Origin of the sequence: Rhodopseudomonas sp. (assembly GCF_013377015.1) — a bacterium.
Taxonomy (GTDB): domain Bacteria; phylum Pseudomonadota; class Alphaproteobacteria; order Rhizobiales; family Xanthobacteraceae; genus JARJEH01.
The window spans coordinates 924259-937381 of the sequence record NZ_JACABA010000001.1 but is presented as its reverse complement, the minus strand read 5'-3'; the positions used below and the strand labels follow the sequence as shown (position 1 = coordinate 937381).

At 64.6% G+C, this 13123-nt stretch carries 12 protein-coding genes; 5 read left to right on the top strand and 7 right to left on the bottom strand.

Going from position 1 to position 13123, the window contains the following annotated elements:
- Positions 1–91: 91 nt before the first annotated feature.
- The 3 genes from hemH (at position 92) to HXX15_RS04545 (ending at position 3020) form a co-directional block, all read left to right on the top strand.
- The gene (gene hemH, locus HXX15_RS04555) at positions 92–1129 is read left to right on the top strand and encodes a ferrochelatase (RefSeq protein WP_296513092.1); all 1038 of its coding nucleotides are present in this window, start codon (positions 92–94) and stop codon (positions 1127–1129) included.
- Between the two features lie 244 nt (positions 1130–1373).
- Positions 1374–2363 (top strand): SPFH domain-containing protein, encoded by a 990-nt coding sequence (locus HXX15_RS04550; RefSeq protein ID WP_296514826.1) that lies wholly within the window; start codon positions 1374–1376, stop codon positions 2361–2363.
- 210 nt (positions 2364–2573) lie between these two features.
- The gene (locus HXX15_RS04545; RefSeq protein ID WP_296513090.1) at positions 2574–3020 is read left to right on the top strand and encodes an NfeD family protein; all 447 of its coding nucleotides are present in this window, start codon (positions 2574–2576) and stop codon (positions 3018–3020) included.
- A 135-nt stretch (positions 3021–3155) separates the two neighbouring features.
- Here the strand turns inward: HXX15_RS04545 and HXX15_RS04540 are convergent, their stop codons facing one another.
- Positions 3156–4169, bottom strand: coding sequence for a KpsF/GutQ family sugar-phosphate isomerase (locus HXX15_RS04540; protein WP_296513088.1), 1014 nt, complete (start codon positions 4167–4169; stop codon positions 3156–3158).
- Positions 4170–4371: 202 nt separating this feature from the next.
- On the opposite strand from HXX15_RS04540, the gene HXX15_RS04535 reads away from it, so the two are divergent.
- Positions 4372–6057 (top strand): outer membrane beta-barrel protein, encoded by a 1686-nt coding sequence (locus tag HXX15_RS04535; RefSeq protein WP_296513086.1) that lies wholly within the window; start codon positions 4372–4374, stop codon positions 6055–6057.
- On the opposite strand, the gene HXX15_RS04530 is transcribed toward HXX15_RS04535, so the two are convergent.
- From HXX15_RS04530 to HXX15_RS04515, 4 genes are all read right to left on the bottom strand, one after another.
- Complete coding sequence (locus tag HXX15_RS04530; protein WP_296513084.1) at positions 6058–6915, bottom strand: ABC transporter permease; 858 nt, start codon at positions 6913–6915, stop codon at positions 6058–6060. It abuts the gene before it with no gap.
- A 51-nt stretch (positions 6916–6966) separates the two neighbouring features.
- Entirely contained in the window at positions 6967–7764 is a 798-nt protein-coding gene (locus HXX15_RS04525; RefSeq protein ID WP_296513082.1) for an ABC transporter ATP-binding protein, read from the bottom strand.
- A gap of 159 nt (positions 7765–7923) precedes the next feature.
- The gene (locus HXX15_RS04520; RefSeq protein ID WP_296513080.1) at positions 7924–8922 is read right to left on the bottom strand and encodes an ABC transporter substrate-binding protein; all 999 of its coding nucleotides are present in this window, start codon (positions 8920–8922) and stop codon (positions 7924–7926) included.
- A gap of 186 nt (positions 8923–9108) precedes the next feature.
- The gene (locus tag HXX15_RS04515; protein WP_296513078.1) at positions 9109–9381 is read right to left on the bottom strand and encodes a hypothetical protein; all 273 of its coding nucleotides are present in this window, start codon (positions 9379–9381) and stop codon (positions 9109–9111) included.
- 99 nt (positions 9382–9480) lie between these two features.
- On the opposite strand from HXX15_RS04515, the gene HXX15_RS04510 reads away from it, so the two are divergent.
- A complete protein-coding gene (locus HXX15_RS04510; RefSeq protein WP_296513076.1) occupies positions 9481–10992 on the top strand; it encodes a sensor domain-containing diguanylate cyclase in 1512 nt (503 codons plus the stop codon).
- A gap of 12 nt (positions 10993–11004) precedes the next feature.
- Here HXX15_RS04510 and galU read toward each other — a convergent pair whose 3' ends face one another.
- Together galU and HXX15_RS04500 are read right to left on the bottom strand one after the other, a co-directional pair.
- Complete coding sequence (galU, locus tag HXX15_RS04505) at positions 11005–11880, bottom strand: UTP--glucose-1-phosphate uridylyltransferase GalU (protein WP_296513074.1); 876 nt, start codon at positions 11878–11880, stop codon at positions 11005–11007.
- Between the two features lie 96 nt (positions 11881–11976).
- Positions 11977–12921 (bottom strand): alpha/beta hydrolase, encoded by a 945-nt coding sequence (locus tag HXX15_RS04500; protein ID WP_296513072.1) that lies wholly within the window; start codon positions 12919–12921, stop codon positions 11977–11979.
- Positions 12922–13123 lie beyond the last annotated feature (202 nt).

The following is a 13123-nucleotide window of genomic DNA, read 5'->3' as shown; positions in this document are numbered from 1 at the left end:
AAGTCATTGCTTCACCGCGCGACAATTCGCGGCAGCGCCGAACCGGCCTTATCTTGACAATAATAGGACAACGCGCGAAGCCAAAAGCATCATGACAGTCATTGTTCCAATGATCAGCCCCGTGGCCGCCGTCGATCCGGCGCCGGAGCGCGTTGGCGTGCTGCTGGTCAATCTTGGAACCCCGGACAGCGCCGATACTAAGGGCGTGCGGGTCTACTTGCGCGAGTTCCTGTCCGATCCGCGGGTGATCGAGAATCAAGGACTGTTCTGGAAGCTGGCGCTGAACGGTATCATTCTGAACACGCGTCCGGCGCGTAAGGCCAAAGACTACCAGAAGATCTGGAATACCGAGAAGAACGAATCGCCGCTGAAGACCATCACCCGCGCGCAATCGGAAAAGCTCGGCGCGGCGATGGCCGGTCGTGACCACATCGTGGTCGATTGGGCGATGCGCTATGGCAATCCCTCGATCAAATCCCGAATCGAGGCGCTGACGGCGCAGGGCTGCGGCCGGCTGCTGGTGGTGCCGCTTTATCCGCAATATTCCGCGGCGACCTCGGCCACGGTGTGCGATCAGGTGTTCCGCGTGCTCGGCGAGATGCGGGCGCAGCCGACCCTGCGGGTGACGCCGCCCTACTACCGCGATCCGGACTACATCGAGGCGCTGGCCGCCTCGATCAAGTCGCATCTGGCGACGCTGCCGTTCGAGCCGGAGATCATCGTGGCGTCGTTTCACGGCATGCCGCAGGCCTATATCGAAAAGGGCGACCCCTACCAGTCGCAATGCATCGCCACTGTCGACGCGCTGCGGGCGCGGATGGGCCTCGACGACAAGAAGCTGATGCTGACGTTCCAGTCGCGGTTCGGCTTCGACCAGTGGCTGCAGCCCTATACCGACAAGACCATCGCCAAGCTGGCCAAGGACGGCGTGCGCAAACTCGCGGTGGTGATGCCGGGTTTTGCGGCCGATTGCCTGGAAACGCTGGAAGAGATCGCGCAGGAAAATGCCGAGATTTTTCTGGAAAACGGCGGCGAGGAGTTTTCCGCGGTGCCGTGCCTGAACGACAGCGACGGCGGCATCGAGGTGATCCGCCAACTGGTGCTGCGCGAATTGCAGGGCTGGCTCTGACGCGCCATTTGCCTTGGCGACCTCACGTCCTTCCGGGATCGCAGCAAGCTGCGCTTTCGCGCCCCGGAAGGACGCTCGGCCGGGGATCGCCGGCGCGGCGCCACGTCATCTTCTGATGACCCGAACCTTATATCCCGTTACTGCGACCTAACGATAGTTGCGCCGGTCTGGCGATCACATCACCATGGCTGTCGGGGCGGCCTGATGCGGAGTTTGCCGCCGCGAGGAGAATTCCATGTATTCGTTGTCCGGCTTCGATATCTTTTCCATCGCCTTCGTCATCCTCGTCATTCTCACGCTGTTCGCCGGCGTCAAGACCGTGCCGCAGGGCTACGACTGGACCATCGAGCGGTTCGGCAAGTTCATTCGCACGCTGTCGCCCGGCCTCAACCTCATCATTCCGTATTTCGATCGCGTCGGCCGCAAGGTCAACATGATGGAGCAGGTGATCAACATTCCCGAGCAGGAAGTGATCACCAAGGACAACGCCACCGTCACGGTGGACGGCGTCGCGTTCTATCAGGTGTTCGACGCCGCCAAGGCGAGCTACGAGGTCTCCAATCTCGATCAGGCGATCATCGTGCTGACGATGACGAACATCCGCTCGGTGATGGGCGCGATGGACCTCGACCAGGTGCTGTCGCATCGCGACGAGATCAACGAACGGCTGCTGCGGGTGGTCGATGCCGCGGTGTCGCCATGGGGCCTCAAGGTCAACCGCATCGAGATCAAGGACATCGTGCCGCCGGCCGATCTGGTCGAGGCGATGGGCCGGCAGATGAAGGCCGAACGGGTCAAGCGCGCCGACATCCTGCAGGCCGAAGGCCAGCGACAATCGGAAATTCTCCGTGCCGAAGGCGCCAAGCAGGGCCAGATCCTGCAGGCCGAAGGCCGCCGCGAGGCGGCGTTCCGCGACGCCGAGGCGCGCGAGCGCAGCGCCGAGGCCGAAGCCCGCGCCACCCAGATGGTGTCGGAGGCGATCGCCAAGGGCGATGTCGCGGCGCTGAACTACTTCATCGCCGACAAATACATCAAGGCGTTCGGCCAGATCGCCGACTCGCCGAACCAGAAGATCATCATGCTGCCGATCGAGGCGATGACCGTGCTGGGCTCGCTGGCCGGCATCGGCGAAATCGCCAAGGCCACCTTCGGCGAAAGCGCCGCCTCGGCGCAGGCCGCGGCGCGCCGCGGCTCGGTGCCGAATGCCGGGCCTGCGGCGCCACCGCGCTCTTAATCGCGCGCAAACGCTGCGCTCGCGTTTGGCTCACCTCTCCCATAGGGAGAGGTCGACCGGCGAAGCCGGACGGGTGAGGGGTTACAACCTATCGAGAGGTCGTACCCCCTCACCCCAACCCTCTCCCCATGGGAGAGGGGGCTCGCTTCCGTTGCGGCCGACTCACCGCCATATCAATATCAATGTGATCGCACTGGGGAGATCCTTATCATGGCCGACATGTTCGCCGCGCTCGGCAGCTGGAACTGGTTGATTTTCGGCTTCATCCTGATGGGGCTGGAATTGCTGGCGCCAGGCGTCTTCATGTTCTGGCTTGGGCTCGCAGCATTGCTGGTCGGGCTGCTGTCGTTCGTCATTCATCCGTCCTGGCAGATCCAAATCCTGATGTTCGCGCTGTCCGCCGCCGCCGCGGTGCCGCTGTGGCGGCGGATGGCGCGACAGAACGCCGGCGCCAGCCAGAGCAATCCGTTTCTCAACAAGCGCGCCGACGCTCTGGTCGGGCGCGAGTTCACGCTGGAGAAGCCGATCATCGACGGCGCCGGCACGGTCCGGATCGACGACACGATCTGGCGCGTCTCGGGTCCCGATGCCCCGGCCGGCAGCCGGGTCAAGATCGTGCAGGCCGACGGCGCGAGTCTCACGGTGGCGGGGGTGTGAGACATACGATCCGCATCGCTCTCGCTCGGGTCATCCCGGGTTCGCTCGGCCTGCGGCCTCGCGCCCCGGAATGAAGGCGCATTTGGGACGCCGCGCAGACTTCTCCTCGCAAGCGGGGAGAGGCGAAGGACCTAGCTACGCCACGCCCGCACGCAGCAGATCGTGCAGATGCACGATGCCGACCGGCTTGTTGCCGTCGGTGACCAGCAGCGCGGTGATCTTCGAGGAGTTGAGGATTTCCAGCGCCTCGCTGGCGAGCAGGTTCGGGCTGATGGTTTTCGGCTTCTTGGTCATGACGTCGTCGACCAATGCGGTCATCAGGTCGGGGCGCATGTGGCGGCGCAAATCGCCGTCGGTAACGATGCCGACAACATGGCCGCGGGAATCGACGATGCCGACGCAGCCGAATCCCTTCGAGGACATCTCCACCAGCGCATCCGACATCCGCGTGCCGAGCGGCTTCAGCGGCACCGCGTCACCGGCATGCATCAGGTCGCGGGCGTATTTCAGCATCGCGCCGAGCTTGCCGCCGGGATGCAGCACGCTGAAATCCACCGAGGTGAAGCCGCGGCTTTCCAGCAGCGCGATCGCCAGCGCGTCGCCCAGCGCCAGCAGCATCAGCGACGACGTGGTCGGCGCCAGATTGTGCGGGCAGGCCTCGCGCGCCTTCGGCAGCGACAGCGCGATGTCGGCGGCCTTCGCCAGCGTCGAGGTGCCGTCGGCGGTCATCGCGATCACCGCGATCCGGAACCGCTTGGCGTAGGTGATCAGGTTCTTCATTTCCGGCTGCTCGCCGGACCACGACAGCGCCAGGATGATGTCATCGGCGGTGATCATGCCGAGGTCGCCGTGGCTCGCCTCCGAGGCGTGGACGAAGAACGCCGGCGTGCCGGTTGAGGCGAAGGTCGCCGCGATTTTGCGGCCGATGTGGCCGGACTTGCCGAGCCCGGTGATGATCAGCCGGCCCTTGGCATTGTGGATCAGGTCGATCGCGGCGCCGAATGCCGGGCCGAGATCGGATTGCAGCGCGGCCGACAGCGCGGTCACGCCGCTGGCCTCGGCCTCGAGCGTGCGCAGGGCCGACTCGATCGCGGCGGCGGCATGATCGGACATCGTGGATTTCGTGGTTCGGGTTTTCGAGATGGCCATGCTGGGTCCGGATGGAGAAGGAGCCGTGGTTGGCGCGAGGCTCTTCCTAGCACGGCCCGACCTGCGATGCGACGCGCCCCGCCGGGTCTCAACCGGTCATTAACCATAATTGTTTTAACTCCATTAACGATGGTTCCCGGGGCCCTGCGTCGCGGCTCAGCCATCGCTTGCAAGATTATGATTTTGTTGGAGTATTTCAATCGTGACCTCGGCTCCAGCTTTGGGCCGCCACCCGCGTGCAGGGATCTTGCGCGCGCTGCTGGCATGTCTGGCGCTGGTCGCGGTCGATCGGACGCCGGCCGCGGCGCAAAGACTGACCAGCGACCTGTTCCGCCCGGTGCGTGGCGGATTCGTCTCCCCGCAAGAGTTGCCGCTGCGCAAGACCGCGGAGCCATCCACCGATCCCCGCGATGAGACGACGATGGATGTCGATGCGATGGCGCCATCGCGGATCGGCAAAACCCCGACCTATGGCATCGAGGCGGCTTCCGGCGCCTCGGGCATGGGCTACGATTCGCTGAATCGGAAACGCCAGAAGGCAAAATATTACCCCGGCGCGCCGAAGCCGAAGCCGCCGATGCCAGGCACCGCTACGGTGGTGTCGCCGCCTACCCGGCCGCTGCCGCCGTCATCCACCGCCAGCAAGACGCCGGTGCCCGCCGGGCTGGCCGGCACCGCGATCGGCCAGCCGCAGCGCCGCCGGCTCAAGCTCGACGACGATCCGTTCGGCGCGGTCGGCGACTATGCCGGCGGTTTCCTGGTCAAATCCGCGGTCGAACTCAACGGCGGCTATGACAGCAACCCGGCGCGCGTCTCGGTGGCGCGCGCCTCGCCGTTCTACAAGGTCGCGCCGGAATTGATGGTGACGTCGGATTGGGAGCGCCATGCGCTGGTGGCCGATCTGCGTGGCTCGTACACCGGCTACACGAAAAGCTTTGCCAATCCGCCCGGCGTGGTAGCCTCGGCGCCGGAAGACCTGAACCGGCCGGATTTCGACGGCCACATCGATGGCCGGCTCGACGTGACGCGCGACACCCGCCTGATGGGCGAAGGTCGGCTGCGGCTGTCGACCGACAATCCCGGCAGTCCGAACATCCAGGCCGGCCTGGCCAAATATCCGATCTTCACCACCACCGGCGGCTCGTTCGGCATCGATCAGAACTTCAACCGGCTGCAGGTCACCGTGGTCGGCAATGTCGATCGCACCGTGTACCAGAACTCGCGGCTCACCGACGGCAGCAGCGCCAGCAACGCCGACCGCGACTTCAACCAGTACGGCGGCGTCGGCCGCGTCAGCTACGAGGTGCTGCCGTGGCTGAAGCCGTTCCTCGAGGTCGAGGGCGATACAAGGGTTCACGACGCCGCGGTCGATCGCAACGGCTATCAGCGCGACTCCAGCGGCGGCTATGCCACGGTGGGCACCAGCTTCGAACTGACCCGGCTGCTGACCGGCGAAGCCTCGATCGGCTACGCGACAAGGACCTACAGCGATCCGCGGCTGGTAAAGCTCACAGGTCTGTTGACCAGCGCGTCGCTGATCTGGACGGTGACACCGCTGACGACGGTGAAATTCATCTCCACCTCTTCGGTCGATGAATCGACGCTGGCCGGAGTCTCGGGCGTGTTGTCGCGCAGCTATACCGCCGAGGTCGATCATGATTTTCGCCGCTGGCTGACCGCGGTCGGCAAATTCACCTGGGGCACGCTGGACTATCAGGGCTCCGACCGGCTCGATCACTTTCGTTCGATCTCAGGCGACCTGGTCTACAAGCTGAACCGTAATTTCCAGATCAAGGCGCAAGTGCGCCGCGACTGGCTCGACTCCAACGCCGTTGGGGCGAGCAACAACGCCACTGTCGTCATGCTCGGCGTCCGCCTGCAGAACTGACTATTCGTTGACGGTGGTTTCCGGCCGCCAGGTCAGCAGCCGGTCTTCGATCATGGTCAGGATCCATTCGGCGACCAGCGCCACCACCGCGATTACGATCATCGCTGCGAACACGCCGTTGCTGTCGAACGAGCCCTGCGCGGTAGCGATCAACAGCCCCATGCCTTCGCGGGCGCCGAGAAATTCGCCGACAATGGCGCCGACCAGCGCGAAGCCGAAGGAGACGTGCAGGCTGGCGAGAATCCACGACAGCGCCGAGGGGATCACCACCGCGCGGGTCATCTGCCAGTTACTAGCGCCGAGAATACGCGCATTGGCGATCAGGTTCTTGTCGGCCTCGCGGACGCCCTGGAACGCATTGGCGAACACCACGAAGAATACCATGACGACGGCTAGCGCGATTTTCGAGGCGGCGCCGAGGCCGAGTGCGACGATGAAGATCGAGCCCAGCACGACGCGGGGGATCGAGTTCGCCACCTTGATGTAGATCGAGAACACGTCGCTCAACAGCTGATTGCGCCCCAGCGTGATGCCGCACAGGATGCCCGCCACCGCGCCGATCAGGAAGCCGGCGCCGGCCTCGTAGATCGTCACCCAGATCTGCTTCCACAGCGGCCCGATCGAGGTGCCGTTCGAAAACCAGTCGATCAGCTTGACCACGATGCCGCTGGGTTGGCCGAAGAAGAACGGATCGATCAGGCCGGTGCGCACCCCCAATTCCCAGCCGCCGACCAGGAACACCAGCACCGCAAGCCGCAGCGCCAGCACCAGCCGGGCGCGCCGGCGCAGCCGTTCGACTAGCGTTTCAAGCCTCGCATCGGCGACCGCGGTCTCGGGCGGAATGCTGATCTCGGTCATGTCAGTGCTGCCTTGTCCGCATCGAATCTGGATGGGCGAAGTTACTCATCATCAATGCCCCGCCCTTGCGCGCAGCACTTCCTCGCGCAGATCGTCGTTGATCTTGCGGGCGATGGCGATGAAGCGCTCGTCGTAGCGCAGCGTGGCGACGTCGCGCGGCCGCGGCAGGTCGATGGTGTGGACCGACTTCACCCGCGCCGGCCGCGTGGTCAGCACCGCGACCCGGTCGGCGAGCAGGATAGCCTCGTCGAGATCGTGGGTGACGAACAGCACCGCGGATTTCGCCTGCGCCCACAGCTGCAAGAGTTCTTCCTGCATCAATTCGCGGGTCTGGACGTCGAGCGCGGAGAACGGCTCGTCCATCAGCAGCACCTGCGGATTGTTGATGAAGGTCTGCGCCAGCGCCACGCGCTTGCGCATGCCGCCGGACAGCTGGTGCGGGTGGTGGTCCTCGAACCCCTTCAGCCCGACTCGGACGATCCAGTCGCGCGCCTGCGCCTCGGCCTTGTCCTTGGCCACGCCGCGAAACAGCGGCCCGGCCATCACATTGCCAAGCACGTTGCGCCAGGGAAACACCGCGTCCTGCTGGAACACGAAGCCGACGCGGCGGTCGACGCCGTTCACCGGCGCGTCGAACAGCGTCACGGCGCCGGCCTGCGGCCGGGCCAGCCCCGCCACCAGACCCAGCGTCGTCGACTTGCCGCAGCCGGTGGGGCCGACAATGGCGCAGAATTCACCGGGCGCGATGGTGAGGTCGAAATCCTCCAGCGCCGACAGCACGTGGCCGGTCGGCGTCACGAAGCGCCGGGCGATCTGTTTCAGTTCGATCGCGGAGGGGGTGATGGTCATGGTGTGAGACTCTGCTCAATTAGGTCGATGCGCGTCGCAGCAGGCAGCGTGCTCCCTCCCCCCTTGTGGGGGAGGGTTGGGGAGGGGGGCAACAGGCGATGCTTCCGATGTTGCCACCCCCACCCCCGACCCCTCCCCGCAAGGGGGAGGGGAGAGAGATCAATGCGTCGCGTTGGCCTTGACGACGAATTCGGTTGTGTAGGTCTTGCTGAGATCGATCGTCTTGCCCTGCAGGTTGGGCGAGAAGCTGGTCAGCACTTGCAGCACCGATTCCGGCGCGCCCTTCGGCATCATGCCGTCAGGCGAATATTGCGCGCGGCCTTCCTTCAGGCCCTGGACGTAGAGATCGAGTTCGCCCGCGTAGTAATCCTTCGGCATCTGCGCCGCGATCTCTTCCGGCGAGTGCGAATTCATCCACTTCAGCGTCTTCACCATCACATTGACAACCTTCTGCGCGGTGTCCTTGTTGGCTTCCATCCAGGCGCGGTCCATGTAGAGGCACGCGGCCGGATAGTCGCCGCCGAGCGCGGCGCGGGTCGCCTCCGGCGTGCGCAGGTCGATGCCGACCTTGGCGATGCCGTTCTTCACCGCGCGCGCCACGGTCGGCTCGGTGGTCATGCCGGACACGATCTTGCCCTGCTGCATCGCTGCCAGAAAGGTGTCGCCTGCGCCAACCGGCACCAGCGAATAATCCTGCACCTTCAGCCCGGCCTTGGCGGCCAGCGCACGGGTCAGGAAGTCGGTCGCCGAGCCGAGCCCGGTTACGCCGAGCGCCTGGCCTTTCCAGTTCGCCGGGTCCTTCAATTTGTCGGCGTCGGCGGCCTTCACCAGCACGACCTCACCCGGCGCGACCGAGAACTGCACCACGTCGGTGATGAACTTGCCCTTCGATTGCAGGTCGATGGTGTGATCGTAGAATCCGACGACCCCCTGGACCTCGCGCGCCAATAGCGCGGTCGCGGCCTGCGAGCCCGAGGTCGAATTGAACAATTCGACGTCGAGTCCCTGTTCCTTGAAGAAGCCGAGTCGCTCAGCGAGTTTCGCCGGGAGATAGATCTGCTTGTCGATGCCGCCGACCATGATCTTGATCGGGGTCTGCGCGCTCGCGGGGAGCGTGGCGAAGGCGGCAAACAGGATAGCAGCGAGCAGTCTACGCATCGGTGTTTCCTCGACTTTTCAGATTGTCATGGCGCCCGCGGCGCGGGCCGCCTTGATTGGGGCGCCAGTCCCTGCGCGGCCAGCAGCGACAGGATTTACCACATCAGGCCTCGGGGTGCGGCATTCTGTCAATGGTCGAAAATGCGGGTCCCCGGAGCCGAGGGCGTTGCAGCCCGGAACATGCTGTCAGACCAGCCTTCGCCTGCGTTCCGGCTTGATCTTGCGAAACCGGACCCCGGTGCCATCGGCCAGCCGGGTGGCAATGTAGCCGGCGGCCAGGCAGGCCTCGCGCTGCGGCATTTTCTCCTGTGGACTGCGTTCGGTCTCCCACCACGACGCCCGCTTTGACGCCCGCGACAGTCCAAAGCCGAGAATGTCCTCGATTTGCTCCAGACTCAGCACGAATTCGTCGGCGGTCTGTTTCATCAGATAGTCGCGCAGCGGATCGTAGTCACTCACGGCTCGTCCTCGATGGTTTGAAATAATCCGTTAACCGATTGGCAAGGCGGTGTCGCCATTTAAGCCGTCTGCAAGGTTTTTGGCCGCATCTCGACGAGGATGGAACCCGCGGCATCGCTCAACTGGCTCAGACACGCGTTAGGCCGACGATGGCAGTTGTCGGCGCGACTGCTGGTGGCGTCCTCCGTGGTGACGGTGCTCGGCTTTTCCGCGGTCTGCGGCAGCATCATGCTCGACAGCCGCAAGAGCTCGGAAGAGTTGGCACGTCAGACCATGGAAAATCTGGCTGCCACAATCGATTCCGACATCAGCCGCAACGTCGAAATTTACGACCTGACGCTGCGGGGGGTGGTCAATAACCTAGCGTTGCCAGAGGTTGCCAGCGTCGGCAAGACGATTCAGCATTTAATCCTGTTCGACCATGCCATCACCGCCAAGCATTTCGGCGCCATCCAGGTGTTCGACGCCGAGGGCAATCTGACGCTCGACGCCGCCACGCTGACGCCGATGCCGATCAATCGCACCGACGAAGAGTTCTTCAGCGCCCATCGCGACGACCCCGATGTCGGTCTATTCATCAGCCGGCCAATGCTGCATCAGGGCGCCTATTCGATCGTGCTGAGCCGACGCGTCACCGGTCCCGACGGCCGGTTTCTCGGCGTGGTAGCGGGCTCGATCCGCTTCAACTATTTCCACGATCTTTTCGGCCGGCTGCGGCTCGGCAAGGACGACGTGATCGCGGTAATCGCCCGTGACGGCACCCTGATCATGCGCACGCCGTTCGATCTCGATCTTATCGGCAAGAACATGGCCCATATCGCGTCCGTGCACCAGGTGCTGAGCCAACAGCGCGGCTGGTTCAGCGGGAACGGCATCCGGGACAGGATTCCACGGATGTACGTCTGGAGCGATGGTAGCCGGCCGCTGGTGGTGTTGGTCGGACGCCCCTGGGCGGAAATTCTCAGCGTCTGGCGCAAAGAAGCGATCCGCATCGGTTCAATCCTGCTGGCGCTCACGGTATTCGTCGCCGTGGTGACCATGGTCTTCATCCGCGAAATCGCCCGCCGCGCCCGCGCCGAGCGCCGGCTCGAGGAATTGGCCACGACCGATGCGCTGACCGGACTGACCAACCGGCGCAAGTTCGATGCCGCGTTCGACACCGAATGGCGACGTGCGCTTCGTCAGGGCACCCCGGTCGCCATGATGATGATCGATGCCGACCATTTCAAATCCTACAACGACACCTTCGGCCATCAGGCCGGCGACCAAATGTTGGTCGGGATCGCGGTCTGCATCGCGGATTCGGTGCATCGGGCCGGCGAAAGCGTCGCGCGTTACGGCGGCGAGGAATTCGCCGCGCTGCTGCCCGGACTGACCGCCGCCGCGGCGCTGGCACTGGCGGAAACCATCAGGCTGAAAGTGGAGGCATGGTCGGAGGGCCATGGCGGCGTCACCATCAGCGTCGGCGTGGCCAGCATCACTCCCACGCTCGCCCTGGAACCGGCCGCCCTGCTGGAGGCCGCCGACAAGGCGCTCTATGCCGCGAAGAGGAATGGGCGCAATCAATCGGTGGTCGCGGCCAGCCGCAACGACCTGTCGCTGGTGGCCTGACCGCCGCCGCGGCTAATCGCCCAGATAGCGCTTCATGTCGGCGCGCAAGCCGTCGCGCAGATCGGCGCGCTGCATTGCAAAAGCGATGTTGGCGCGCAGGAAGCCGGCCTTCGAGCCGCAGTCGTGGCGTTCGCCCTCGAACTCGACGCCGTAGAATTTCTGCGTCTTCGACAGTCCGATCATGGCGTCGGTGAGCTGGATCTCGTTGCCGGCGCCGCGCTCCTGGGTTTCCAGGATCTTGAAGATTTCCGGCTGCAAGATGTAGCGACCCGAAATCGACAGGTTCGACGGCGCGGTGCCCTGCGGCGGCTTCTCCACCATGCCGTCGATCTCGAACATCTTGCCGTCACGCTTGCCGACGCCGCAGATGCCGTATTGGTGGGTCTTGTCGGCCGGCACTTCCTCGACCGCGATGACGTTGGCCTTGTCGCCGAGCTTGGCGGCCGCCGCGATCATCTGCGCCAGGCAGCCTGGGGAATTCAGCACCAGCTCGTCCGGCAGCACCACCGCGAACGGTTCGTTGCCGACGATGTCGCGCGCGCACCACACCGCGTGGCCCAGTCCGTGCGGCGCCTGCTGCCTTGTAAAACTCATGGCACCGGCTTCGGGCTGGTCGCGCGCCAGGATCTCCATTTCCGCGGTCTTGTGGCGGTTCTTCAGGGTCATATCGAGTTCGAACTGCCGGTCGAAATGGTCCTCGATCATGCCCTTGTTGCGGCCGGTGACGAAGATAAAATGCTCGATCCCGGCTTCCTTGGCTTCATCGACGACGTACTGGATCAGCGGCCGGTCGACGATAGTCAGCATCTCCTTCGGCATCGCCTTGGTGGCGGGGAGAACGCGGGTGCCGAGGCCGGCGACCGGGAAGACAGCTTTGCGGATTTTCATCTGAGGGGAATTCTTTCAAGAGGAACGGACGAGGCTAACGAACAACGAGCCGCGTTGCAGCCCGGAACAAAGGCGGATGTATGGAGTGCCGCGGCATCAAAATAACGGCGTTCCCGGCACGAAGGCGTCAAACGCCGCCCAAAATTGGCTGCGGTAGCGATCCTGTTCCTGCAGGATTTCATGCTTGGACCCGGCGATCACCAGATGCGAGCCGGCGCGTAGATGATAGGCGAACTCCTCGATCGCCGGGGTGGAAACCACGGTGTCGTTGCTCGCCGCCAGCATCAGGATCGGCTGCCGGATCTGCGACGGATAGTCCGTGGCCTTGAAGCCGTGCATCGCCTGGAACGCGGTGTCGGCCCAGGCCACGGTCGGCGAGGCGATCCCCAGCGTCGGGTCCTCGGCGATAATCGCGGCGTTGCGGGCGTAGCGGACCGGGTCGCTGGTCAGCACATTGCCGGCGAACGGCTCGCTGTTGGAGAGCGTGTCGTTGCCGCCGGGCACGTAGTTGCCGCCCTGGCCGGTCAGCCGCAGCGCCCGCAGCAGCAGCCGCACCGGCAGCGAGGTGGCGCGGCCGGGCAGGTCGATCATCGGCGCCGACAGCACCACGCGGTCGAACCAGCGCTTGCCGGAATGCGCGATCCGCAGCATCACCGCGCCGCCCATCGAATGCGCCAGCGCGAAATGCGGCGGCGGGCAATCCGGCAGCACCACCTCGCGCACGAAGGTTTCGACATCGATCTCGAAATCGGAGAAGCGGCGGACATAGCCCTTGCGCGGATCGCGCAGCTGCCGCGACGAATGGCCCTGGCCGCGCCAATCGACGATCGCCACCGCGAAACCGCGATCGCGCAGGTCGCGCACGGTCTCGAAATATTTCTCGATCTGTTCGCTGCGGCCGGTGAAGACGCAGACCGTGCCCTTGCGGCCGGCCGGCGGCGGCCAGCGCGCGAACCGCAATTCGGCGCCGTCGGGGGTCTTGATGAAGCCGGAGACCGCGTCTTCCGGAACCGGATTGGCGGGAATCGAGACGAGCGTCATGACCGGGACCGATAGGGCTAAAGGGCTGATAAACAAGGGGCAAAGGGCGTTGGCGGGAAGATTTTTCGGCCCTCTTGAACCCCGTTAGGTCTCTCCCATATCACCTTCGTGCAGGCCGCACCAAGGGGGCAGAGATGTTCCCGTCAGGCTGCACATGGACGACAGCCCGGCCCGATGGCGGGCGGGTTACTTCAACAGTCGC